Origin of the sequence: Paraburkholderia sp. OAS925, assembly GCF_040543975.1 — a bacterium.
GTDB classification, from domain to species: Bacteria; Pseudomonadota; Gammaproteobacteria; order Burkholderiales; family Burkholderiaceae; genus Paraburkholderia; species Paraburkholderia graminis.
In genome coordinates, this window is record NZ_JBEUNO010000001.1 from 1,290,595 (window position 1) to 1,314,710 (window position 24,116).

18 protein-coding genes are annotated in these 24,116 nt (G+C 60.3%); 13 read left to right on the forward strand and 5 right to left on the reverse strand.

Annotation, left to right across the window (positions count from 1 at the left end; all coding sequences use genetic code 11):
* The first annotated feature begins 14 nt into the window (after window positions 1-14).
* The 7 genes from ABIE53_RS05610 (at window position 15) to ABIE53_RS05640 (ending at window position 8,806) form a co-directional block, all read left to right on the forward strand.
* The gene (locus ABIE53_RS05610) at window positions 15-986 is read left to right on the forward strand and encodes an NAD-dependent epimerase/dehydratase family protein (RefSeq protein ID WP_192700133.1); all 972 of its coding nucleotides are present in this window, start codon (window positions 15-17) and stop codon (window positions 984-986) included.
* A gap of 40 nt (window positions 987-1,026) precedes the next feature.
* Window positions 1,027-2,442, forward strand: a complete 1,416-nt coding sequence (locus ABIE53_RS05615; protein WP_192700134.1) for an FAD/NAD(P)-binding protein — start codon at window positions 1,027-1,029, stop codon at window positions 2,440-2,442.
* A gap of 222 nt (window positions 2,443-2,664) precedes the next feature.
* On the forward strand, window positions 2,665-3,510 hold the full coding sequence (locus ABIE53_RS05620; protein WP_192700179.1) for a glycosyltransferase family 2 protein: 846 nt from the start codon (window positions 2,665-2,667) through the stop codon (window positions 3,508-3,510).
* Window positions 3,507-4,478, forward strand: a complete 972-nt coding sequence (locus ABIE53_RS05625) for a UDP-glucose 4-epimerase family protein (RefSeq protein ID WP_192700135.1) — start codon at window positions 3,507-3,509, stop codon at window positions 4,476-4,478. Before ABIE53_RS05620 ends, ABIE53_RS05625 begins: the two co-directional genes overlap by 4 nt.
* Window positions 4,472-5,494, forward strand: coding sequence for an MraY family glycosyltransferase (locus ABIE53_RS05630; protein WP_192700136.1), 1,023 nt, complete (start codon window positions 4,472-4,474; stop codon window positions 5,492-5,494). Before ABIE53_RS05625 ends, ABIE53_RS05630 begins: the two co-directional genes overlap by 7 nt.
* A gap of 12 nt (window positions 5,495-5,506) precedes the next feature.
* Window positions 5,507-7,390, forward strand: a complete 1,884-nt coding sequence (locus ABIE53_RS05635; protein WP_192700137.1) for a polysaccharide biosynthesis protein — start codon at window positions 5,507-5,509, stop codon at window positions 7,388-7,390.
* Window positions 7,391-8,452: 1,062 nt separating this feature from the next.
* The gene (locus ABIE53_RS05640; RefSeq protein ID WP_192700138.1) at window positions 8,453-8,806 is read left to right on the forward strand and encodes a hypothetical protein; all 354 of its coding nucleotides are present in this window, start codon (window positions 8,453-8,455) and stop codon (window positions 8,804-8,806) included.
* 612 nt (window positions 8,807-9,418) lie between these two features.
* Here the strand turns inward: ABIE53_RS05640 and ABIE53_RS05645 are convergent.
* A complete protein-coding gene (locus tag ABIE53_RS05645) occupies window positions 9,419-10,435 on the reverse strand; it encodes a PRTRC system protein D (RefSeq protein ID WP_192700139.1) in 1,017 nt (338 codons plus the stop codon).
* A 1,136-nt stretch (window positions 10,436-11,571) separates the two neighbouring features.
* On the opposite strand from ABIE53_RS05645, the gene ABIE53_RS05650 reads away from it, so the two are divergent.
* The 3 genes from ABIE53_RS05650 (at window position 11,572) to ABIE53_RS05660 (ending at window position 14,764) form a co-directional block, all read left to right on the forward strand.
* Window positions 11,572-11,703: a hypothetical protein gene (locus ABIE53_RS05650; RefSeq protein WP_310075869.1), complete on the forward strand. Its 132-nt coding sequence runs from the start codon at window positions 11,572-11,574 to the stop codon at window positions 11,701-11,703.
* An 869-nt stretch (window positions 11,704-12,572) separates the two neighbouring features.
* Entirely contained in the window at window positions 12,573-13,511 is a 939-nt protein-coding gene (locus tag ABIE53_RS05655; protein ID WP_192700140.1) for a hypothetical protein, read from the forward strand.
* A 590-nt stretch (window positions 13,512-14,101) separates the two neighbouring features.
* On the forward strand, window positions 14,102-14,764 hold the full coding sequence (locus tag ABIE53_RS05660; RefSeq protein ID WP_192700141.1) for a nuclease-related domain-containing protein: 663 nt from the start codon (window positions 14,102-14,104) through the stop codon (window positions 14,762-14,764).
* Window positions 14,765-15,475: 711 nt separating this feature from the next.
* Here ABIE53_RS05660 and ABIE53_RS05665 read toward each other — a convergent pair.
* Window positions 15,476-15,844 (reverse strand): hypothetical protein, encoded by a 369-nt coding sequence (locus ABIE53_RS05665; RefSeq protein ID WP_192700142.1) that lies wholly within the window; start codon window positions 15,842-15,844, stop codon window positions 15,476-15,478.
* A gap of 9 nt (window positions 15,845-15,853) precedes the next feature.
* Window positions 15,854-16,951, reverse strand: a complete 1,098-nt coding sequence (locus ABIE53_RS05670) for an integrase domain-containing protein (protein WP_192700143.1) — start codon at window positions 16,949-16,951, stop codon at window positions 15,854-15,856.
* Between the two features lie 2,013 nt (window positions 16,952-18,964).
* Here ABIE53_RS05670 and ABIE53_RS05675 point away from each other — a divergent pair.
* Entirely contained in the window at window positions 18,965-19,588 is a 624-nt protein-coding gene (locus ABIE53_RS05675; protein WP_192700144.1) for a hypothetical protein, read from the forward strand.
* A 61-nt stretch (window positions 19,589-19,649) separates the two neighbouring features.
* Window positions 19,650-20,360: a nuclease-related domain-containing protein gene (locus ABIE53_RS05680; protein ID WP_035570542.1), complete on the forward strand. Its 711-nt coding sequence runs from the start codon at window positions 19,650-19,652 to the stop codon at window positions 20,358-20,360.
* A gap of 40 nt (window positions 20,361-20,400) precedes the next feature.
* On the opposite strand, the gene ABIE53_RS05685 is transcribed toward ABIE53_RS05680, so the two are convergent.
* Complete coding sequence (locus ABIE53_RS05685; RefSeq protein WP_107707233.1) at window positions 20,401-21,501, reverse strand: MraY family glycosyltransferase; 1,101 nt, start codon at window positions 21,499-21,501, stop codon at window positions 20,401-20,403.
* A gap of 251 nt (window positions 21,502-21,752) precedes the next feature.
* On the opposite strand from ABIE53_RS05685, the gene ABIE53_RS05690 reads away from it, so the two are divergent.
* The gene (locus tag ABIE53_RS05690) at window positions 21,753-23,402 is read left to right on the forward strand and encodes a methyl-accepting chemotaxis protein (protein ID WP_006048614.1); all 1,650 of its coding nucleotides are present in this window, start codon (window positions 21,753-21,755) and stop codon (window positions 23,400-23,402) included.
* 77 nt (window positions 23,403-23,479) lie between these two features.
* Here ABIE53_RS05690 and ABIE53_RS05695 read toward each other — a convergent pair whose 3' ends face one another.
* The gene (locus tag ABIE53_RS05695) at window positions 23,480-23,914 is read right to left on the reverse strand and encodes a diacylglycerol kinase (RefSeq protein WP_376914799.1); all 435 of its coding nucleotides are present in this window, start codon (window positions 23,912-23,914) and stop codon (window positions 23,480-23,482) included.
* Between the last annotated feature and the right edge of the window lie 202 nt (window positions 23,915-24,116).

A 24,116-nucleotide genomic window follows, 5' to 3' on the forward strand; every position in this document is an offset into this window, starting at 1 on the left:
AGATTGCAGCCAGCATGAAGCGGTGTCTCGTCTTGGGGGGAGGAGGCTTTATCGGATCGCACTTGACGCGCGCGTTGCTCGAGCACGGTTATTACGTTCGCTGTTTCGAGCGTCCGCACACGGGCGCGCGCTGCCCACAGGCCATTGAGCATCCGAATTTCGAGCTTTTCCAGGGCGATTTCGTTAATCCGCTGGATCTTGCGTGTGCGCTCGAAGGTGTCGACGTCTGCTTTCATCTCGTGTCGACCACGTTGCCGAAATCGTCGAATGCCGACCCTGCGTTCGATGTTGAAACCAACCTGCTCGGCACCGTTCGTCTGCTCACGCAAGCGGTTAAGTCGGGCGTGACCAAAGTCATTTTCGTGTCCTCCGGCGGGACCGTCTATGGCGTGCCGCAAGCGGTGCCCGTCCCCGAAACGCACCCGACCAATCCCGTGTGTTCGTACGGGATAGCCAAACTTGCAATCGAAAAATACCTCGCTTTGTTTCATCAGCAGCACGGCCTGGATTACGCGGTATTGCGATTGGCCAATCCTTTTGGCGAAGGTCAGCGCGCGGAGTCGGGGCAAGGGGCCGTCGCCGTCTTCCTCGGCCGCATCCTTCGAGGCGAAACACTCGAAGTGTGGGGCGACGGTTCTGTCATCCGCGATTACATCTACATTGAAGACGTCGTGACTGCGCTGCTGCTGTCGATCGACCTGAAAGGCAGCGAACGCCTGTTCAACATCGGATCGGGTCGGGGACACAGTATCAACGAGGTGCTCGATGTGCTCGAGCGCACGGTGGGCCAGCCTGCTATTCGACGCTATCGGTCGGGCCGGTCGTTCGACGTACCGACGAGCGTGCTGTGCATCGAAAGTGCGCGCCGTTCGCTCGGCTGGTCACCGAAAGTCGATTTCGAGGAAGGCGTTGAACGCTTCGCCGCCTGGATGAAGCGCGAATTGGCGGCGCAGTCGTTGCAGGCAATCGGAGGATATTCTGGCTAGCAGCGCAAGCGGCGACGGGGCGTTGAAGCCGGTGTCCGGCGTGGCCGACTCCGCCCAGGGCGTCGCGACGACCATTGCGATCATCGGCGGCGGATTCAGTGGCGCGCTGACGGCAGTCGGCCTGCTGCGCAGCGCGCGGGCGAACACGCTTCGCGTCGTCCTGATCGACAACGGACCGGGTTTCGGGCGGGGGCTCGCTTATCGCACTGCACACCCCGAGCTTTTGCTGAACGTGCCGGCCGGCAACATGAGCGCGTTCCCCGATCGGCCCGGAGACTTCGTCGAATACTTGGAGCGTCTCGATGCGCGGTTGAACGCCGGATCGTTCGTCCCGCGCACGGTATATGGCGACTATCTGGAACACACGCTCGCGCAAGGAGAGCGAATGTGTCCCAATGTCCTTACGCGACACCGGGGGGAAACTGTCGCTTTGCACCTGGAGCAAGAGCCCAGGCGGTATCGGATCGAATTCGAAGACGGGCAGATCCTGCACGCGCAGCGGGTCGTGCTTGCAACGGGGCACTTCGCGCCGGATGTGCTGCAGTGCTTCTCCAGCGACGTCGCTCACAGAATCTTGCAGCCTTGGGACTTCGATGCAATCGACGCGTTAAATCCGGCAGCGCCCGTTGCTGTCATGGGCATGGGCCACACCGGTATCGACACTTTGCTGCGTCTGGTACGGCTCAGCCCCGAGCGCAAGGTGTTCATGTTCTCGCGCCGGGGTCTCGTGCCTCACACGCACCGTCCGAACCCCAGGTTGCCGGTCAAGGTCGGATACCCGGAGCGGTTCGCGTCATTACCTCCCACCATCAGGGCTTACGCAAAATCGCTGCGCGACTGCGTCGCTCAACGCGTCGCCCGCGGAGAGGATTGGCGAGACGCGCTAAACGAGTTGCGCCCGCACACATCGACGCTATGGTGCAGTCTCCCGCCTGCGGAGCGCGCGCGCTTTCTCCGCACGCTTTTGCCCTATTGGGACATCCATCGGCACAGACTTGCGCCGGTTATCGGTCAGCGCCTTCAGTATCTGCTGAAGGCCGGGCACGTTGAACGTATCGCCGGAGCGGTTCGCAACGCGTATGAAGAGGACGGCATGCTTCATGTCGCGCTGGGCACGCGCCCGTTCGGCGCGATCCGGCCGCTGACGGTCAGCGCCGTGATCAATTGCACGGGACCGAACTACGACCTCGCGAAGGTGGGTTCGCCTTTGCTCAGGCAACTGTTTCACGCGCGCCAGATTCGTCGCGATACGCTCCGCTTGGGGCTCGAGGTCGACGATCGGTACCGCGTGCTCGATGCGAGCGGTCACCCGGCTGACAATCTCTTCTACGTCGGTCCCATGCTTCGGGCCATGTATTGGGAGGCGGTTGCCGTGCCCGAATTGCGGCAACACGCGGCAGCATTGGCCGATCAGCTTCTACATGATCTGACTTCTGCGGTGCGCCGGGGAATCTGAGGGGGACTGCCGTCCGCTCTCTATTTGCCGCGCCGCGCCCCGTCACGAGCTGACGGCTTCTCGCGCCGCCTTGGCCCCTGCCTGGTAATGAGATAATTGCGGGCCCGCCGATCACGAACGTAAAGCCGACTTGCCGGAACCGGCAAGCTTGAGCAAACTTTGTTCGGCCAAACAACGGCATTTCGACCGACGTGCCCGCCACAAGACACGCAGTTACAACTCATGAAAGCTACAGCAGAGCCGCATTCAGGACTGGAAGGACTGTCCGTGTCGGTGGTGGTCTATCGCCCGAATATAGAGCAGCTGAACGCCACGCTTGCTGGCCTCGCGGCGGCGAGCGAGAGCTTGCGCGCCGGCCGACCGGGCGTGCCGATCAGCTTGTACCTTGTGGACAACGGCGGCCTGCCTGACATGCGGGCCACGCTCACTGAACTGGAACGGCACGGAGTCTCGACTACCGTCATTTCCGGACATGGCAACGTGGGCTACGGCCGCGGCCATAACCTCGCGATCGAACGCAGCGCGAACCGCTATCACCTTGTGCTGAACCCCGACATCGATCTGGCGCCCGACGCATTGTGCAAAGCCTTTGATTTCTTCGACGCCCATGCGCAGGCCGGACTTATCACGCCCTGGATAGGCGATGAGCACGGCCATCAACTATTCCTTTGCCGACGATACCCCACGTTTCTGGATCTATTCGCGCGTGGTTTTCTGCCTGCACGGTTGCGGCGGCGGTTCGCGCGCCGCCTCGCACGGTATGAGATGCGCGACATGATCAACGCCCAGGACGTCGTTTGGGACCCGCCGATCGTCAGCGGCTGCTTCATGATGTTTCGCACGAACGTGTTGAAGCAACTGGCGGGCTTCGACGCCCGATACTTCCTTTATTTCGAGGACTACGATCTGAGCCTTCGCGCCCACGACGTCACGCGGGTCGTCTACGCGCCCTCGGTCCGGGTTCTGCACCACGGCGGCGGCGCGGCGAACAAAGGCTTCGCTCATATCCGCATGTTCGTGGCTTCCGCCTACAAGTTCTTCAATCGCTTCGGATGGAAGTGGCTATGAGTCACGTACTCGTTACTGGAGCCAACGGGTTTGTCGGTCGCGCGCTGTGCCGTGCCTTGTGCGATGCGGGGCACGCGGTCACCGGTCTCGTCCGGCGCGGCGGGGGCGTCGAGCCGGGTGTCAGCGAGTGGATCGAGCCGAGCGCGGACTTCGCGGCGCTCGAAGCGCAATGGCCGGCGGGGCTCGCTGCCGATTGTGTCGTCCACCTGGCGGCGCGCGTGCATGTCATGTACGAAGTTTCGGAACATCCTGAAGCCGCTTTCCATGCGACGAATGTCGACGGCACGCTGCGCGTTGCGCACGCTGCGCGGCGACATGGCGTACGGCGTTTCGTCTTTGTCAGCAGTATCAAGGCGATCGCGGAAGCCGACAACGGCCGTCCGCTGACTGAAGACGACGTGCCGGCTCCCGAAGACGCTTACGGCCGCTCGAAACGGGCCGCCGAGCAGGCGCTGGTTCGTTACGGTCGCGAGTCGGGGCTCGAAGTGGTGATCGTGCGTCCGCCGCTCGTGTATGGGCCCGAGGTGCGCGCCAACTTTCTGCGTCTGATGGACGGCATATGGCGCGGGATGCCACTGCCGCTCGGGGCCGTGCGCGGACGACGCAGTCTCGTCTATGTCGAAAATCTCGCCGATGCGCTGATGCGCTGTGCAATCGATCCACGCGCCACGGGGCAATGCTTCCATGTCGCGGACACCGACGCGCCGACCGTGGCCGAATTGTGCCGCGCGCTCGGCCGTCACTTGGAGAAGCCAGCGCGGCTCGTTCCGATACCTGAGAGCCTGCTGCGTCTCGCAGGCCGGCTGACAGGCCGCTCCGCTCAAATAGACCGGCTCGTCGGCGCGTTGCAGGTGGATACCACGCGCATCCGAACCGTGCTGGACTGGCACGCTCCGCATTCCACCGACGAAGGGCTGGCCGCGACCGCCCGCTGGTATCGCCGCACACGAGGAGGCAGCGGGTGCTGAGATACCTTGCCTCGTTACCGGCCTGGTCGGCTGCAGTCCTGATCGGGCTGGGAGCCGCCTGCGCTTGCGCCGCGATTCTTTGGACGTTGCTGCGAACCGGACTTGCCTGGCGTCTCGCCACCGACGTCCCCAATGACCGGTCGCTTCATCACGCGCCCACGCCGCGAGTCGGCGGCTGGGGCATTGTTCCCGTCAGCGTGGCGGCGATGTTGCTGTTAGCTCCGGCGCTCTGGTGCGCGGCCTTGGGCACGGCGTTTCTCGCGGCTGTTTCACAGATCGACGACCGCCGCGGTCTGCCCGCGCGGGTCCGCTTCGCGGCTCACCTGGTGGCTGTCGTCGGCCTGGTCGCGGCGTTCCCGGCCAGCGTGCCCTGGTGGGCGCTGGGAGTCCTGGCCTTCCTGATGTTGTGGCTGGTCAACCTCTACAATTTCATGGACGGCGCGGACGGGCTCGCGGGCGGAATGGCCTTGTTCGGCTTCGCCGGCTATGCCGTCGCCGCGCTGCTCAGTGAGCGTCCCTTGCCGGAACTGGCGTGGTCGTCCGTCGCGGTGTCCGGTGCTGCTCTGGGTTTCCTGGTTTTCAACTTTCACCCGGCGCGCGTTTTTCTCGGCGACGCAGGATCGATATCGCTCGGCTTTCTCGCCGGCGCCTTCGGTTATTGGGGCTGGCGCGGCGGCGTCTGGCCGGTTTGGTTTCCGGTGATGGTGTTCGCGCCTTTCATCGCCGACGCGTCGGTCACGCTCGCTTGCCGCCTGCTGCGCGGAGAAAAATTTTGGGAAGCGCACCGCGAGCACTACTATCAGCGTATGGTGCGTAGTGGGATTGGGCACGCGAAGACAGCCCTCGCATGGTATGCGCTCATGGTCACTGGCACAACGCTTGCTATAATTACTCTTGGCCGCGCTACCGTTTTTCAGTGGTGTATCGTCACCGCCTGGGTGATAGTTCTCTTTCTGGCAGGCGTGGTCATCGACATGCGCTGGCGTCATTTCCAATCAACACGGTCAGACAAGTAAGGGATGCCGCTGATGTTACGAAACAAGGCCGCTTGGCTGTCTTTCAGCGCTTTCCTGTTCGATCTTTCCGCAGTTGCCGGATCGTGGCTTATCGCGTATCTCCTTCGCTTTAACGGCTCGATTCCCTACGAGTTCCGCGTCGGCGCTCTGCGGTCGCTGCTTTGGGTCCTGCCGGTCTACGGCATGATGTTCCGCATCTTCGGCCTGTATCGCGGCATGTGGGTGTTCGCGAGCCTGCCCGACCTCGTTCGGATTTCGAAAGCCGTGATCGCGGGCGCGCTTGTCGCGATGGTTGTTTCCGTACTGGTGCAGCCCTCGCCGATCGTGCCGCGTTCGGTGCTCGTCGTCTCGCCGCTCTTCCTGTTCCTCGCCATGGGCGGATCGCGGGCGCTTTACCGTGCGACCAAAGAGTTCTACCTGTACGGCGGCCTCGTCGCCCAGGGCAAGCCCGTGGTCGTGCTCGGCGCCGGCAACGCGGGCGCGAGCCTCGCCCGTGAGTTGTCGCGCTCGAGCGAATGGCGTCTCGTCGGACTGCTTGACGACGACGTTTCCAAGCACGGTCGCGAAATTTACGGCTACAAGGTGCTCGGGCCGATCAGCGAATTGCCGCGCATGGCCGAGGAGTTGAAAACCGAGTACGCTATCATCGCCATTCCTTCGGCGTCGGTCGACGTCCAACGCCGCGTCGCAACGCTTTGCGTGCGAGCCGGCGTCCGCGCGCTCGTGCTGCCGGCGTTGACCGCAGTCACGCAAGGCCAGGCCTTCCTGTCGCGCGTCCGCCAGATCGATCTCGAAGACCTGCTTGGCCGCGATCCGGTCATGATCGACACCGACGACGTCGAGGCATTGCTGAAGAACCGCGTCGTCATGGTGACGGGCGCGGGCGGCTCGATCGGCTCCGAACTGTGCCGGCAGATTCTGCGCTTCGGCCCGGTGCAACTGGTCGCGTTCGACGTCTCCGAGTTCTCCATCTATCGCCTCAATGAGGAGCTCTCGGACAAATATCCGAAAGTGTCGGTGGTGCCGATCATCGGCGACGTGAAGGACTCGTTGCTGCTCGATCAGGTGATGGCGCGCTACAGCCCGCATATCGTTTTCCACGCCGCGGCCTACAAGCATGTCCCGCTGATGGAAGAGGTCAACGCGTGGCAGGCCGTGCGCAACAACGTGCTCGGCACCTATCGCGTCGCGCGCGCGGCGATCCGTCACGACGTCGCGCGCTTCGTGCTGATTTCCACCGACAAGGCCGTCAATCCGACCAACGTTATGGGCGCGAGCAAGCGCCTCGCGGAGATGGTGTGTTCGTCGCTGCAACAGCAGGGCGCGCGGCGCACGCAGTTCGAGACCGTGCGCTTCGGCAATGTGCTCGGCAGCGCGGGCAGCGTGATTCCGAAGTTCCAGGAGCAGATTGCACGCGGCGGTCCTGTCACGGTCACGCATCCGGAAATCACGCGGTTTTTCATGACGATTCCCGAGGCGTCGCAGCTTGTGTTGCAGGCGTCGAGCATGGGGCGCGGCGGCGAGATTTTCATTCTCGACATGGGCAAGCCGGTGCGCATCGCCGATCTCGCGCATGATCTGATCCGGCTTTACGGCTTCACCGACGAGCAGATTCGCGTGGTGTTCACGGGCCTGCGTCCGGGCGAAAAGCTCTACGAAGAACTGCTCGCCGACGACGAAACCACCACGCGCACGCCGCATCCGAAGCTGCGCATCGCGCGGGCGCGCGAAGTGCCGGACAGCCTGATCGACAACCTGCTGCCGTGGCTGATGCAGCACCGCGTGCCGACCGACGACGAAGTTCGCCGCGATCTGCGCCGTTGGGTTGCGGAATATCAGCCGGCGACGTCGACCACGTTGCGCAGTGTGCAGCCAGCGGGTATCCGAGCCTCGTAAGCATCGAGCGGCGGTGTGCAAAGGAGATTTCTGGCCGCCAAAATCGCTCGGCGAGGGGCTGTTGCTCGAGCGTCGGGCGTCCGCCCGTTAGCAAGAAGCGGTCGGCCTGTCACGATTCCCGCAAACCCATTGGGGGCGCTTCGCTATCGGGAAGGCATAAACGACGACGACTTTTCCCGAGTGCCGCCCGCCGCTCAGACCTGCATTCGCAAGCAAGAGACATGCAGCCGGCAACTCTGCGAACGGATTACCCAGCGCGAAGAGCAGTTTTGTCTCGCGCAGAGGAGGCGCTTTCCTCCGAGCAGGGATAAGTTCAAGGATCGCGTCTTCGTCCGAGGCCGAACATATCACCGGCACCGAACCCGACGACGTTGACGCTGGCGCCTGTGACAAGGCATGCGTACTGGCTCTGATGCGGGGCTGCCAATAACGACACCGTGCTCCATCTTTTCTCTGAAAATCGCGAAATGGTGGATGACCGCACGGCGAGGTTATGCTGGATTCATATCCGCGACAACCGGTTCGTCTATCAGTATCCCCTCCGCGATGACTGGCATTATGACTTTAGGTGAAAGAGGTCACTCAAACGGACCGCGAGCCATACAGCGAAGCGTTATGAAACGTGGTCAGGCGATGACTTTGATGCCCCAACTGCTTGACCGAGGGGCCGCCAACCCGATGCTGATGGGGATGGCGTTGAGCAGCTGGGCCAAAAGTAGACAAACCTGAAGCCCTGCTTTCCAAAACATCTCACTATCCAGTGTGGTTTAAAGAGCGCTTACGACTCTGCGAGGGTGTGCAAGCCACAGCAGTGCCGCAATGGCGTGTCCTGTTGTCCGCGGTAGCCCGTCGGCGTCTACCATCCTACGTGCCTGGAGTGGCGCGCCACCTTTTTCCAATGCGTCTCTGACCGCTTACGCAGTCGGGGGCTCCGCTGCGCTCTTGGTGGGACCCTGGCACACCACGATCCGGACACCCCTCGCCGCACTCTCACCTTGGTACTGCCTTGACTTTTCAATGACGTCGGCAAGATGGAATCACATCAGCCGATCTCATTGAAACATGGACCGTTTCACGAAGCGTTATCCCAAACCCAATACAAATCAAGAACTCCAGAGGAACGGCGCATCAGCAACTGCTTGTCGCAAACTACCCGCGATGCTCGCCGACTCAGAAATCGCTCATCTGGAAACCGTCGCATCTTACTTGTTGAACACTGAATATCGAGAGCTGCCCGGCTATCTGGGACCTGCATATTGGATTGCTCGCGCCGTATCGATCGGGGAGCAGTTCGAGCTCGTTTTACCTCAGCGGCGACGGCTAACCGCGTTGCTCGCGATGTTCATGAGCCTGGCGCAATCGAGTCGGTGTGCGCCTGAAGAAGTGCCGCAGCGTGCGGTCAATGATGCTCGCTGACCGGGATTGCGTCATTTGAACCTGTCAGATCCCTCGCACTAGCCGGCATCGCATGTCTTGCGCAAAGCATAATCGTGGCCACGTTTTTGCGCCGCGTTTTCCCAGCCGTGCGAGATCTGTAATGCTGCGACGAAACCGAGTTTTTGCTTTCGCCTGACAGTCGCCAAATATGCAAGGTTTCTTTTTCCTTCGCTTAATCCTCCATCGTCAGCTCGACAGCTGTTACACCGAGTGAGCTATGCCTAGCCGGCGGGGCAGCCACGGGGCCTTGTCGTTTGTTGAATTAGGCTGATTCGACGCGGCGGAAGACGCGACGCAGTTAACGGTGAAGCGATGGGACCCTGCGTTCCTACGTCGTGACCGCGTACCTGGCGACGCCGGCGCGGTGAAGGCGGACGTTGCCAAGCAGCAGCTGCGTTCACCGCAAAACAATACCGAAGTGCGATAAGTACTCCAAAATAAACCCATCCCGTGAGGCAACACGGGTGGACATCTTAATTGACAATCTGTACCGCTCGCCAAACAGTCACGCGAAGGGCCAACTCCTCTTTCGTGCTCCTCGAAGCAACGCGCTGCAGTTGTCGGTCCAGGATGCCACGTCGTTTCGTGAGTTCATGCAGACATTGGCACAATTTCCCTTCCAGCGAGCACCGCCTCACCAATCAGAACGAAGCCCTTCGCATTTGCGTGTGAGGGCGTGTCTAGGACGTCGATGCGTGTCCGGGGGAAGGCGGCGCGAACCGCTGTCTCGTAGAGGCTTGCTCCGCCTCCTGTCAATACGACCGATCTCAGCCTCGAGGGATAGTGGATGCGATCACGGATTTTTGCCACTGCAGCGTTCACGACGGCTTGTAACCTTTCAAGAAACGAAGCGAGGTCGATGTCCTTACCGTAGTGCAGAAGTGGCCTCTTGTCGCCAAGGCATCGGCCAATGCGTTCCATATTGTCTACAGGGCTGCGTTCCTGGTTCGCGATCAACGATCCAATGGTTCTATAGACCTGCCATGCACCGCCCCGGACGCTGCCCGAACAGTGGTCATCTACCCTGTGGTCATGGTACAGCAGCCAGTTAGTCTCGGAGTAGCCTACATCGATGAGGAGATGGTCGTGCTCGGGATCAAAGCGGGCATCGCCAGAATCAGAGAAGATTCTGAGCGATCCGAGCAGCGGGGGAACGACCTTTGCCGAGCGGACGTGGATCGAACCTTGGCCGAAATCGAGGGCGCCTGTAAATGCATCGCGAAGATATCGAGAGTATTTCCAGCTGAAGCGGGCCGGCAGGCCAAGCACCATGCATTCGATGTCGGTTACACCGGCGGAGTGCAGTGCTCCGCCGAGCAGCGCCGCGAACATGGGCGTCAAACAGAAACTGTCGAACAACGTTCGCGTTATGCGTGAACAAACTGACAACGACTCTACTCCGGGGCCGACTGCATAATGAGAGCCTTGCACCTCCATCAAAACAACGCTCGACGCGTTGCCCACGCGTTTTCTGATTGGCGGTAACTCAAGTTCGGATACAAGAGGCGCGAGCGATGGAAAGCTCACGGTAGAGATATCGGTTCCTGTGCGGAACGCCCCTTTGGTGTGGCCGTAACCGATGTCGACGCCAAATGCTGAAACCTTCATTAACGCTCTCCGTTTCGGTGAAACCCTGCTGATTTCGGAGGCTGACGGTGCAGACGATGCTCATCGGCCCGTTCTCGCGCTACCGTTGCCTACCGCTTGTCGAAGTCAACCGTCTGTGTTCAACCAACTGTATCTGGTCGATCAGCCTGCCGTGCAGGCAAATGGCGACATATTCGGCGTAGCTTTCGATGAGAGAGTGCGTTTAGATGTAGGCGCCTTCCAGTTGTGTTCCTTCAATCAAGACTTGGCCAACGGTTTCAAATCGACGACGTTCCTTCGTTGTCGTCCGGCTGCGTACACTGCAAACCGGACGCTTGCGCGGGATAAATGCTTCGGGTGCCCGATGTCGGTAGCCGGCCGGTAAGCATCCAAGACAATGTCTGATAAGACGGGACCACTCAGGTCCATCTCTTCGACCTTGCCCAGTCGACAGCCGCTTGGCGCATGCATCGGTTTTGACTGTCGGTCACTCAAATGTCGCGGTACCGGGAGCCGACTAACGGTAGGGGCAGCCACGCTGCCGTTACCGCATCCTATTGATTTCGTTTATTAAAAGAGCTAATTTTGCGAAATTTCTATTAATCGATCAACAGTACAGAGTTCGCAAATCGGGAGCCGTGCACGCCCCGTCTTACACAGAAGGATCGTGCTGCGCCGACGCAGCGTACCCACAGTAGACCCCAACGATGGCGTTTCGCACGGTGTTGACACTCTTGCAAAACACACATTGCCCGGCCAACTCGGTGAGCCGACGCGATGGAGCCGGCACCGCTACGCAGGACCAAGCCTGCGCGCAAAAAAACGAGCCGTGGAGAGTACCCCGCGTGGCACCGTTACGTGAGCCAGCACGCGGACACGGCAGTTGACGCCTCCAAACATCGTCTTCAGAATTGGCGTGCGGCGCAACCGCGCTGATGCTCCGTCTCGGCGCGATTTTCTCTACAACAGATTCGCAGTCGTCGAAGCAGGCTCGAGGATCGCGAGCAAGGCGGTGCAGCACATCGGCGACGGACTCGGGGTCGTTCAGTTCGGCAGGCGCGCTTCGCAAATCGCTTTATTGAGGCGGTGGGAGCGCTACTGCGCTCAGGCGCCGGCGGCATCGCTGCTACGCATTCAATGAACGGAGGTTGACCATCATGAATCTCGGTTTGTTCGTCCTGCTCGTCCTGGCGCCGATCCTGGGCTACGGTGCCTACATGAGCAATCGCGGGCGCAAGCGCGATCGGCAACGGCGGCACCGGCGTATCACAGGCAGCTTGTGGAACTGAATTGGCATTGCCGGCCTCGATTCCCTAGACGTCCGCTCCCACGGGCCGGTTGCTGTCTATTGAATCGGTGCGCAACGAGGCGGGAAAAGCGCCGCGAGCAGATTGGCCGTTTCTGCCACACACTTCCGCTGCTATTTTTCGTTGATGCGCCAGTCGACGCCGGCTTGTACTCCGTCCGACATTAAGACGACGTCTGGTCAAGTGTGGCGCGCTCACGTTCATTCAAGGAGTGATGTCGAGCGAAGCGGAATAAGCATCGACCTCAGGTTCCTGGCACTATGCGCCGCAGTTGTCATTCGTGGGTCAGTCTTGAATCGACCCTAACACTTATGTGCTATCCGCGGCGTGCCCCTTATTTGCGAACCTTGCGCCGTTGATCAATCAATCGAGATTTCGCAAACCAGCCTGTTTCATCAATTAAAACAGAACGATGCGGTGGTAGCGCGCTGCTGGTGCCACCGTGAGCCGGCTCACGGGGCGGCAGTACATTTGTAAGACAGACGCCCCAAACCGACGCGGGCCGAGTCAAGCTGCCGTCGACTCGGCAGGACCGAAGCGCTCGGCCATCTTGTCGCAAACTCTCGGGAAAGCGCGAAAGACGCATCGGCGTGGTAACGACATCTGATGGCCAAAAGTATGAAATCCGCGCACGCGTGCCCTTCTGCATCCAGACCGGCAGCAGTAGCCGGCGGCTGCGCATTTCATGCCTCCAATGCCACGTGACTGCCCGGCGGTTGACCAGCCGTCGTCTTTTTTTGAAACAGGGCATTTTTCGTGCCCCATTCGGTCGCCATTTGAGCGGCAAGTCGCGTATCGTAACGCTTTGCCTGCAGATTACCGCAACACCGGATCAAGCGTGAGACAAAACCATGACCCCCGATGGACTGCTTCGACAACTCAAAAAGCGCAATTGCTTCATTATTGCTCATTACTATAAAGACGGACTGACTAAAGGGAAATGGACTACCCAAAAGGGCGCACTTAACGCGCTTGGCGTTAGTCAGGCCGAACTTTCGCTGGCGCTTAAAGTGGCTGCTCTGCCCACCGCGATAGTCAACTTGTTTGAGTCGGCCACCGGGGTAACGCCGTATTCCGTGCGGGTGATACGCGAGGTTATCGCGCGGGATGGTCTTCAGACCGTGTTTCAGCGAATCGGCGAGCACGTTGCGGCTGGCAGAAAGCTCTCAGCGCGAGCGGTGCTTGCGACGATAAATGGGCAAGGGGCTGCGTCTAGGCGCGCGCTGCGCTACTTAGGCAACCCTGAGAACAAGGTTCTGAATAAGACGCTGGACTCACCGAAAAACATCTCCGATCGATATCACCTGGGTGTGACCAGAGGGGAATGGACCACTTACAGTGGCTGCGCCCGCGCACTTGACATTTCACGAAAGAACATACGCGATGCGGTGTATATGATGGCGCTTCGGGGTAGCTTGCCCGTTAGTTTCAGTGAGGCCGAATTGACTTTTGCTGTTGGACGGAAACTACTCGCGCTAGACAAGGAGCTGGGCAGGCAAACGCTATTGCAGCGTGTGAGAGGTCTAAGCCCTGGAGGGAGCGAGGCAACGCCCGAAACTGTTCTTCGGGAGTTAAACGGCGTGAATGTTCTGACATCGGACCATTATCGCATTCGCATCAGGAAGGGTAGAGGAACCCGGCGACTCATCATCGAGTGCATTGACGCCGGCGCTCTCTTGCCATACCGACGCGACATCGAGCGTGCGATCCGAAAGGTGGTGAAGAGAGTTACCGTTAGTCCGGAGGAGATCGAGATGGCACGCTCGATCTCCAATGATCGCAAACTTTAAAGTGATGTTCCACCAAAGATCCATCCGTAACAAAGGCAACTTCCATCTCAGCCCTTACCTCGCGTATCAGCGGATGACAGCAGCTGAAAACTACAACACATAGCGAATCTGTACCGGCCGAGGGCCGGCCATGGTTTCAACCCGAGTGCAGCGCTTGCTGGCAGTGTGCAATGGCCGACAGCGTTTCGTCGTCCAGTTTTGTCGACTGCGTGACGTTTTCCGTAAGGCCCTCTTTCCAGGCACTTTCCAGCTAGGTCCGGCACGCATCCTGTCTTCCTGGTAGGCCCCGCATTCCTATCCTCTGGTTGTACGTTTGTGCCCCCTCGTCTTTCGTGCGCTAAGCGGTAGCGGCCGCTGTACGGGTGGCGGGCAATAAGGTCCGTGACGTACGCGCTGCAGTTGCTTCTTTGCTTGAAGCGTTGCCTTGACTTCTGACTGGGGATGGCAAGCTGGAGTTATAGGCCATCCTTCGGATCTGCGACCCGACATCACGCCAAACCGCTGGTGAATGACGATTTTGCTCCCCAGCCGTCCAGGTCGTGAGCGAGCCGCTGTCCGATAACCTTCTTCAGTCCACGAAAGGAGAACAAATGAAACGGGGCAAGACGCTATTTTCCGCTGCGAACAAAGATGCATATTGTGCTGCCGCATGTTCCCCTGAACTGGCGTCGGACTTCAGGCAACCTACCGGCGATCGCGACGGCTGGATGGCGCATCGACGCCATTCGTCTCTTCCCTTGTCAAGAACGGTTGCAGCGCTCCTGCGGACAACGTCCGACCGCGCATTCGTGGTACGGCGCGGCGTCATGCTTGAGCACGCGCCCGGAACGCGCAATCCAGTGACGTGGGTAGATTGTCTTGCTGTGACTGAGTTTGGCGCGTTTGTCATTAATCGATACGACTGGACGGGCACCGTAAAGCGCTCTGTAAACGACGACGAACTCCTTTTACATGACGAGCCTGGTGCTGTTTCTATCCAGACGTCCCCACTGCGCAGGGCAAAGCCCGCGGTGCGGCACCTGCGTGCGCTACTCGCCGAATATCGCTGCCCGGTTGAGTCCATTGCAATTTTCGTCTCCTCACATTGCGCACTCGATCCCACACTGCCGGACACGATCCTGTATCCGTCAGAACTTCATCATTTCATGCGCACGCGCTTGAACCGCTTCCGCGCCAGCCATCCGCAGTATCTCGATCCCGGGAGACTTGCCGCACATCTGGAACTGCGATGTGCGGATTGGGGCGAGAGCTGAGAGGCAAAGAGTGATTCGAAAGTCGTCGCGAAAAGGAAGTGATATACGGTCGTCCGATGTGGCGCCGCAATCGCAGGCGCCAATAGCGAACAGCTGGGCCTGCATTGATGGACGTCCTCTGTGGCAAGCGCATACAGTGAAATCGCAGCCGTTGTCTGGATCTTTGGGGCGGAAAGTTTGCCCGCGTTTTTTTCATCGCTTTTAGGAGCTTCTCCCGCAAAGCCGTCCCGAGTTGGAGGCCGTGTAGGCGGGGCAGGGCGTTCAAATCTATGTCTGTCGGAAACCTGAGGCTGGCTGGTCCGGGCGGGCCCGAAGTCGATTCCCGTGGAGCGTTCGTTTTCTACTATGGAATTATGGATAACTAATGTATATGATCTGCCGACGGAAATATCGGGTTAGACGACGAAGCACCCGCTGTGGCTCACTGGTCAACGCCATCGAGCTTATCGCGTCCGCGCGGCACAACGCGCACAATGCCAGGCGTAACGAGGGCTGCATGGTGACGAAACGCGCAGCCATCAGAAACGCTGGTGTGGATCTTTCTGCTTGAGGCAACTGACTTTAACTGCCACCGCGCCACTACCGGCACAGCGGCCCTGCTCCCTCACAGCCGTTGTCCGCGCAGCAGGCGCCCAAGGCGTTAAGATTCAATTGCAGCAACGCGCTGGGATGTGCAAAGTCATCTGCCTCTCGCAGTTAATGGCTTAGAGCTCAGGTACAAAGCGTTTTCCCGAACCGATATTTACCGTTTTCGCCATTTGCAAGCCGTTCCCTTTTTATTCGCACGCTAAGGGCTGCCAACTGGTTGTTAAGGAAGCCGGATTCCAACAGCACCATCCTGATGCAGGTGATTTCCAGCAGAAGTAGCTCGACGTTAACGCATCGCTTGGAGCGCACTTCGATAAAGCGTGCAAGCGAAGCCACGTCCAGGTCGTGCAGCCGAATTGGCCGTGGCGAACGCGGAACCATCGTCTGCTCAAATTCGAACCAGACATTAACCATGATGGCGCACATCATCTCGTTGCATCCTATCTTGTCGGCGCAACGCTTCACTTGTTCCAGGAGTGAGGAATCGGACATGGTGGTCTTTCACGCTTTGAAAGGATGTTCTTGCCCTGGCGTGTCGTCTGCTGAACACGCTACGTCATGCGCCGCATCGATCCGGCCAATGGGGTAGCCGCTTAACTCGCTATGTCGACGTTTGGCCGCAAGGCGCGCTGTCGCCCGCGGGAGTTTGCTCGGCGGCCGGTGACGATCGGATTCGATGTTGTGAAGCGATATATGTCCCTCGAACCTCTCCCGGATCGACTGGCAGTAGTGCCCAAGGATCATCTGGATCCGCGTGGGGCCGTGTCCGAGCGATTCGCTGAGTTCCACGAGGACTTCATAGGGCGCCATTCCTCCGTCCAGCATTTCCAGTGCGCTCTTGAGCGCATAGGTGTAACGAAGCGAATGAAAGCTGATTGGACCAACCATACCCGCGCGACGCAGCAGGGCTCTGAGTCGGTTCATGGCAGATTTGAGGGTCCTGCCAGTGCCAGTAATCAATTCGAGATTGTGTTCGCGAGCGTACGCGAGTGCGCAACGGATGGCTTCGATGGTTTGCGAGCGCTCGCTTTCGATGATCCGTACCTGCCTCGGCCTCGCGTTTTTTGAGCCCCGCATCAGCGCAAGCGTGGAGTCGCCGCGCACAAGTGCGTCAAGCCACATCTGTAGATCCGGCGCGCACATCAGCGCTTCCTTGCGTCGGAGTCCGAGATGCAGGGCGAGCGATATCATGTGCGTTAGCCCCTGATCTATTCGTTTCGCTCTCTCGATTAACTGGTCAATTTCCATCGGGTTCATAGCCCGTTTTGCTCCTCTTCGTACCCTTCGAACCAGTTGGAGTTCCGTGTTGTTGCAAACATGATCGATGTCCCGGCCGCCATGGCGCGATGTGACGCGAACCGCCGAGAATATGTTCGCGAGAGTGCCAGCCGTTTTGCCCTGCGCAATGCAGTATTGGGCATACGCATGGATCACCCACGGCGCAATTTCACCGACCGATGCCCGCAACTCTCCGAGCTGTCTGGCAAAGCGCAAAAGACCTGTTGTGTCGAACCGCCTGTTCTGCTGTGTCGCAAAACTGCCGCCTGCTTTTTTGCTGCTTACTGCGCAACTGTGTACGGCTTTTGACATCATGCTCATGAGCTATCTCCCGGCTGTGACCCGCAGCTTTACTCATGTTCGCCTGCGGGGAAGGCGAACACGGCCCCGGTCACGATGAGTTCGTGACATATCCCAAATACGTTGGATGTCGGCAAGGACCGCTGGCCCGGGGCGGGGGCAGCGTGTACGTAAGCAATTGAATTCGGGGGAGGGCCGGGCACTGCGTTGAGCTATGGGATCCGGTTACGGATGGGCCCTGGTGAAGCAGGTTCTGGAGGGGAAAATGGGAGCCCCGCAAGGAAGAATCGCGTCGATGCGGGAGCGGCGAGCGGCGGGTGCCAGACAAGCACCGGCCTGCACCCTGCAAGGGAACAGGGCCGCCATTGGAGCGCTTTCGGTCTTCATCCGAAGATGAACGGACTGCAAGGCCTATTTGGATGGATGCTGCGCTGTGTATCGCAAAAGGGAAGATGCTTCCTCGCCCTCAGATTGCATTAAAGGCGTGGAGGCACCGTGAACACGGCCCGCATTTGCGGCGAGGGCGTCAGGGGCAAGTCCCTGGTGCGTTCAAAAAGCTCGCCTGCACGTAACTTCCGTTGGCGGACGATCACTTGCTGCAGAAGAGGTGACTGGCTGCTACGCGATATCGACTCGCGTACTGGGCTGAAAGAGGGAGATAGGCCTCGTGCGAAGCACGCAGTGGGAACTTCTGGGCCTTGGGAAAGACTCTGGCTCTGATCGAGCGGCAGGCGCTCGATTCATGTCGATGCTGCTAACAGGAACCGCGCGAAGTGCTTTGCTTGACTGTTCGGCTGAGCAAAGGATCTATAGGAATTGGGCGAAAAGGCCCCCAAACCCCCAACAACGAGGTGTAATGGTCGATGCTCGTGACGTGAGCGAACGGTACTGCAATTATTAGAACATAGCTACAGGGATTGCAAAAGGGGCGCGTGGCTTTCGCACAAAAAGCGGGTTGTCGCCTGGACGTTCAATGGCTTCGGCCGACGCGCGACACAGGACACGTGGTGCCCTTGAATCGTCCGCCTGTTGAGCGGGTCGTACTCGGTCGGTGAGAGCCGAATTGTCTGGGCCCGGGATATCGAGGGGGCAAGATCGCCGCCATGATCGGCGCAGACAGCATGCCTGCGTCCGGCAGGCGCTCCAACGAGGCAATGGCACCGTACGGTGCTCTGAGAGTCCGCCCCGCCCGCGCCACCCGAAGGTGCCTACTCCGTACGCGCGTCAGTGAGTCGTGCTCAGACAGGTGGCTGCCTGAAATCCCGCGATGCTCGTCCCGGCCAGTCGACCGTTGGCGCATGCTGTCGTGCGAAATCCCTATCGCCGATGATATGGCCGCAATGTGGGCAGTGCAGCTGTGCCGGGTGCGAAGCGCCGGCGCGCGGTGGCTGTTCTTTCTGGCGCGAAGCTACGACCGATGGACGTGGCGCGATGAGTTTCTTTCTTTCTTGGCGCGCACCACGCTCCATCGCCCACCCTAGTCCTATAAACATTACATTGATTCCAATTAACGGCCAGGTAATATCCATGCTGGTTCCCCGCTGTTGGGCTGTGACCAGCATAACATGCGTTCCACCAGTCGCGGGCTTGCCAGCTTCGGGAGCGTCGGAGTATATTCATGCTGCGTCCACGACGCATCGATCTTGAACTGACATAGCCACCCGTATTTCTTCCGGTTAGCCTGTCGGTATATCCGTTCGGCCGTACGCCTCCGTTCTCTTGGCGTCGAGGTGCACTTTGGCACAGCGAGTGCCAGTGTCGTTCGCTCGGCTATGCTTCCTCTCTCTTTTTCTTCTTTGCACACTTCCGACCACCGCCCCTCTTCAGGCGGCGTTTAGCGGCGGCTGCTCCAATTTCACGTCTGACTGCGTCTTGATGGCGGCTCGCCATCGTCTGCACATTTTCCTTTCCTGTGGCGCGCGCGGCCCGATAAACAGCGCACTCAAACAGCAGTGCGCTCGTCGCGCCGCTGAACGCGGGTCGGTGCCTCTGTCGCACCGACCAAGTCACGGATGCAAACAAAGGAAAACAGACATGTACGTTCTTTACGACTACCGGTACGTGATTGCCTGCAGCAGGCTGCCCTATGGATTCAGGCGGGAATTTCGCAGGCTCGCCAGAGGCCGGGTCACGGCGACATACGATTGGCGCACTCGCGCCAAGGATGCTGTGCCGGCCGAAACGCAATGTCGGCGCGTGGCGGAGGTGTTGATGGGCTTTGAAGCGCTGCGCGCGAGCGGCTATGCGCTACAGACACCCTGGAATTTTCGCAGCAAGCATTTGCAGGTGCTCATCAATCGCTGGTCCACGCAGCGACTGACATCCGAAGAGGCGGCCGAGAGACTCCAGCACTGGTGCGAGTTTTTCCGATGGATCAGGAAGCCCCAACTCATCGTTTTAATGAACGCGCCTCTTACCGCAGCAGCCTCGCGTGTCGGGGGCAAACCTGTCCAATACTCCGATGCTTCAGTCTACTCGCGGCCGGACATACCAGTGCTCACGAGCGAAAAGGCCATGGACGCCCTGACGGAACATCGCGGTAACCTGCGCAAGGCGGCCCGCGCGCTGGGAACGACGACGCATGCTGTCTGCGAGGCCCTGAACGAAGGGCGGCCAACGGCCGAGCAGTTTCCTCCCGGCCTTACGATCCTGACCTGATGCTTGACTTCTCCTAGCGCCCGATACGCTGGTTTCACCTACATCTAAAGGAGAAACCAGCATGCTGATCCAGAAAATCCTCGGGCTCGCGATTGGATTGCTGTACGCGTATCTGAGCTTCAGCCAGCAACGTCTCGCGGACGACGACGCTCGCGAAGCGCGGGCGGCACCTGCCCAGGAGCGGGGGGAAGAAGGAGAGAGGGAGGTGTCAGCCGAACTGCGCTGGCACCTCACGCGACTGTGCGGTGATGACTGGCTGGTATTGGATGGCCTCGTTCTAATCCACGCACCGGGGAGCGACTTTCCGACTGCTGAAATCGATCATCTGGCGATCGCGCCGTTCGGAGTCTTCGTGGTCGAAACAAAGCATTGGGCAGGGGTAGTCACACACGGTGAAACCGACGACACGTTGACGCTCACGACGGTTGATGGGCAGCGGTTCGTGCGCACCTCGCCCTTGAAGCAAAATGCAGCGAAGGTGCGGTTTTTGCGCAGCCTGCTTCCTCCGCGGCTGTGGATCGTTGAAGGGCTCGGTGTCTTTTCGCATGAAGCCGTAATGGTCGCCCCTGCGCTTCCCGCGGTGTTGCTTGAGCGCAGTGAACTTTACCGGCATCTGCGGGTGCGCCAGCAGCAGTTTGCGCGTACGGGGACGGGACGCCTGCCCGTTCCCAAGATCGCGGACGTTATATTGCGGCATGCGGACACTCGTCCGGAGGCGCTGGCTGAGCACCGGCAACGCATCCAGGAGGGCCGCGCGCGCGGCCAGAGCTAGGCCGGATAAATCCGCTGACACGGGGACCTGTGCACTGCGCTCACCGCCTCGTCTTCCTCACCACCATCCACCGCGGCGACTTGAACCGCACGATGCTCACATAGAGCCACACATAAGTCGCCGCGAACACCACCACGAAACAGAACAGATGCAGCGTATGCCGCCAGAACAGCGTAGCCGGCACCACTGCGATCAAACACAGCAGCCACAAATAAGGCGACGTCAGCGAATTGCGCCGCGTGAGTTCGCGCGCGGTTCGCGTGCCGACTGCCCAGCGCATCAGCCGCTTATACACGAGCATATGCAGATGCACGCCATCGGGAATGCCGGGCGACATGCCGCGAATAAACTTCTTCCGGTAAATCGAGAAGCACGTCTCGAAGATCGGATACATGAAGAGCAGCACCGGATACCACGCTGACACATCGCGATTGCGCATCACCAGCATGATCGACAGTTCGGCGAGCATGAAGCCGATGAAATACGCGCCGCCGTCGCCGAGAAAAATCAGACCCGCCGGGAAGTTCCAGATGAAGAAGCCGAGCACCGCGCCCATCATCATGAACGATGCCGACAGCACGATCGGGTCGTGCACCTGGAAGGCCACGTAGGCGAGCGACGCGAACATCATGAACGCGACCATCGAAGCCAGGCCGTTGAAGCCGTCGATGATATTGATCGCGTTCGCCAGCGCCGCGACCGCGAGCACCGTCACCGCGCACGAAATCACCGCATACGAGAGTAGAAAGTCGAGCGGCGGCACGCTGATGCGCGTCACCGCGATGTCGAGCAGAAAGTACGCGAGCGCGGCGGCGGCCATCGTGCAGATTAGACGCGCGAGCGGCGACACGCGCTTGGTCAGGTCTTCGACGAGACCCGAGCCGAAGGCCGGCATGCCGCACGCAATGAGTCCGAGGATGCCGCCCGACACGGCAGGGTACGCGCCGTGCAATTGCACCGCCGACGCGATCAGCCCGAGCAGAATGCCCGTTCCGCCGATGCGCGGCACCGGACGCACATGGAATTTCTGCACGCCGGCGAGATCGGTGTCCGTCGAAAATTTTTCATGCAGATGCGCGTAGCGCACGATCAACAGCGTGATCAGCAGTGAAACGAGAAAGCCGAGCGCAAAACTAAGCATGAAAGTGGGCCTGAGCGAAGACGCCGAATTATACAAACGAAACCTTGCGCGCCCGGAAAAGCGCCGGGCTCGCCGATGCCGCCGACTATCCCAGATAGTGAGGCGAGAATGGCCCGGAAAGCCGCGCCAGTCATGGATTTCACCTATTCAGCGAGCTTGCCGCGAGCCGTTAAGACTGGATGCGGCGAAGTGCGGACAACGCGGGGCAACACGCACTCGCCGCGGATCGACAAGACCGTTCCGGAGAATCCATGCTAAACAACATCACAATTCGTGGCGGCCTGACGCTGGTCATCAGCGTATTCGTTGCCTTTCTGCTGACGGTGATCGGCGTCGGCTATGGCGCGCTGAAGCTCGCCAACAGCAGCCTCGCCGACACGCAGCGCAGCGCGTCGGCGCTCTCGCATCTGAAGGCAAGCTCGGAGAAGCTCCTGCAAGTGCAACTGGCGCTGGGCTCGTATCAAACGCTCTTTAGCATCGGCAAGCAGACCGACGATCTGCTGCCCGCCGCGCACAAGGTGCTGGTCGAGTCGAACAACGACTTCCGCAATTACATGGCCGGCCCGTTTGCGAGCGACGCCGAGCAGAAGCTCGCGCAGAACGTCGAACAGGCGCGCGGCGCGCTCGTCGATAAGGCGATCGAACTCGAGTTCAAGGCGCTCACCGACTTCGACTTCAACACGTTCCGCAACATTCAGGGCGAGACGGCGAACGCGTTCTATGCGACGTATTCGAAGGCCATCGACGCACTCGAACACGCGCAGATCGAGAATCAGCATCGCCAGGCCGCGACCGCCGAGCAACGTTTCCAGATGGCGACGCTGCTCTTCGCCGCGATCGGCGCGCTCGCCATCGCGGTGGGCGTCGCGGCGCGCATCGCGTTGTCGGCGGCGCTGATCAAGCCGGTCAACGCGACCGTCAAGCACTTCGAGCGCATGGCCGCAGGCGATCTGACGGTGGCGATCAAGAGCCAGTCGCGCAATGAAATGGGCCAGTTGCTGAGCGCGTTGACGAAGATGCGCGACGGTCTCGTCGAAACCGTCTCGCAAGTGCGCGGCAGCACCACGGCCATCACGCAGGGCGCAAACGAAATCGCGTCGGGCAACACCGATCTGTCGGCGCGCACCGAGCAGCAGGCCGCGGCGCTTCAGCAGACGGCGGCCAGCATGGAGCAGCTTTCCGCGACGGTGAAGCAGAACGCGGACAACGCGAAGCAGGCCAACCGGCTGGCGCATGGCGCGCTCGATACTGTCACGCGCGGCGGCAAGGTCGTGTCGCGCGTGACCGAAACGATGGACGGCATTACGGAGTCGTCGCGCAAGGTGACGGAGATCATCGGCATGATCGAGGGCATTGCCTTTCAGACCAATATTCTCGCGCTGAACGCGGCCGTCGAAGCGGCGCGCGCCGGCGAGCAGGGGCGCGGATTTGCAGTCGTGGCCTCGGAAGTGCGCAGCCTCGCGCAGCGCTCGGGCGCGGCGGCCAAGGAGATCAAGGAGCTGATCGGCGATTCGGCCGCTCAGGTGGAGCAGGGCGCATCGCTCGTCGCCGAGGCAAGCCGCACGATGCACGAGGCGATGCAGTCGGTGGAGCGCGTGACCGGCATCATGGGAGAGATCGAAGCGGCTGCGCTCGAGCAGAGCGACGGCATCGAGCAGGTCAACAAGGCCGTCTCGCAGATCGACGAGGTCACGCAGCACAACGCGGCGCTCGTCGAGGAGGCCGCGGCGGCGGCGAAATCGCTGGAAGAACAGGCGGCGGTTTTGCGCGACGCGGTGGCGGTGTTTCGCGTGGATGGCGCTCAGTCGGCCGGAGCCGCGGATGGCCGCTCGCTGTCGCGTGCCGACACGCGCCGTCCCGTATTGCCGGCGCGCGACGCTTCGCCGCTGCAAGTGGCTTGACGTCGAATGTCGACTGATGGGCGGGCTTCCGGGAGGGCCCGCCTTGCGCGCGGCTTCTGGAGCCAGCTCAAAGAAAACTAAAGATAAGCCTCAGCCAGCCTGACGACCACCGGCCCGGCGAGCAGCAGCCAGACCGTCGCGCAGATCAGCAGCGACAACGTGACCGCCGCGCTGCCGCAATCCTTGGCCCGCTTTGAAAGCTCGTGCCGCTCCAGCGAAATGCGGTCGATTGTCGCTTCGATACTCGAATTCAGCAACTCGACCAGCAGCACCAGCAGCAGCGACGAAATCAGCAGCACGCGTTCGACCGGCGTGACGGGCAGCAGCAAGGCAAACGGCATCAACACCGCGGCGAGCGCGGTTTCCTGACGGAATGCGCTTTCCTCACGCAGGGTCGTAAGGAATCCGTCATAAGAGTGCCGCAGCGCGAACAGTCCGCGCAAGACTCCGCTGCGTTTGGGAGCGACGGGAGACGGCGGCGGATCGTTCGGGCGGCGCATCGATCGGTTCATTCTGGACATCCGCAGAAGCATGCCACACGGGCCTCTGTCTGTGTGGCCGCCGGGTGTTCGCGCTGCTACTGTCTCGCGCACGCGACATCGTGCGGCATCATTTTGAGATTTGCGCTCCAGTTTTCGGCTGCCGTGACGTAAAGCAGTGTGACCTTACCTTCTGTTGTCTTATTATTGCCCCTTCCTTCTATCCCATCAGCAT

Excerpts from the sequence above, each read along its gene's own strand:
- ABIE53_RS05695 (WP_376914799.1), bottom strand. The coding sequence starts at position 23,914 with ATGAACCGATCGATGCGCCGCCCGAACGATCCGCCGCCGTCTCCCGTC.
- ABIE53_RS05645 (WP_192700139.1), bottom strand. The coding sequence starts at position 10,435 with ATGAAGGTTTCAGCATTTGGCGTCGACATCGGTTACGGCCACACCAAA.
- ABIE53_RS05690 (WP_006048614.1), top strand. The coding sequence starts at position 21,753 with ATGCTAAACAACATCACAATTCGTGGCGGCCTGACGCTGGTCATCAGC.
- ABIE53_RS05685 (WP_107707233.1), bottom strand. The coding sequence starts at position 21,501 with ATGCTTAGTTTTGCGCTCGGCTTTCTCGTTTCACTGCTGATCACGCTG.
- ABIE53_RS05625 (WP_192700135.1), top strand. The coding sequence starts at position 3,507 with ATGAGTCACGTACTCGTTACTGGAGCCAACGGGTTTGTCGGTCGCGCG.
- ABIE53_RS05670 (WP_192700143.1), bottom strand. The coding sequence starts at position 16,951 with ATGAGCATGATGTCAAAAGCCGTACACAGTTGCGCAGTAAGCAGCAAA.
- ABIE53_RS05665 (WP_192700142.1), bottom strand. The coding sequence starts at position 15,844 with ATGTCCGATTCCTCACTCCTGGAACAAGTGAAGCGTTGCGCCGACAAG.
- ABIE53_RS05660 (WP_192700141.1), top strand. The coding sequence starts at position 14,102 with ATGAAACGGGGCAAGACGCTATTTTCCGCTGCGAACAAAGATGCATAT.
- ABIE53_RS05640 (WP_192700138.1), top strand. The coding sequence starts at position 8,453 with ATGGACCGTTTCACGAAGCGTTATCCCAAACCCAATACAAATCAAGAA.
- ABIE53_RS05675 (WP_192700144.1), top strand. The coding sequence starts at position 18,965 with ATGTACGTTCTTTACGACTACCGGTACGTGATTGCCTGCAGCAGGCTG.
- ABIE53_RS05680 (WP_035570542.1), top strand. The coding sequence starts at position 19,650 with ATGCTGATCCAGAAAATCCTCGGGCTCGCGATTGGATTGCTGTACGCG.
- ABIE53_RS05620 (WP_192700179.1), top strand. The coding sequence starts at position 2,665 with ATGAAAGCTACAGCAGAGCCGCATTCAGGACTGGAAGGACTGTCCGTG.
- ABIE53_RS05610 (WP_192700133.1), top strand. The coding sequence starts at position 15 with ATGAAGCGGTGTCTCGTCTTGGGGGGAGGAGGCTTTATCGGATCGCAC.
- ABIE53_RS05650 (WP_310075869.1), top strand. The coding sequence starts at position 11,572 with ATGAATCTCGGTTTGTTCGTCCTGCTCGTCCTGGCGCCGATCCTGGGC.
- ABIE53_RS05635 (WP_192700137.1), top strand. The coding sequence starts at position 5,507 with ATGTTACGAAACAAGGCCGCTTGGCTGTCTTTCAGCGCTTTCCTGTTC.
- ABIE53_RS05655 (WP_192700140.1), top strand. The coding sequence starts at position 12,573 with ATGACCCCCGATGGACTGCTTCGACAACTCAAAAAGCGCAATTGCTTC.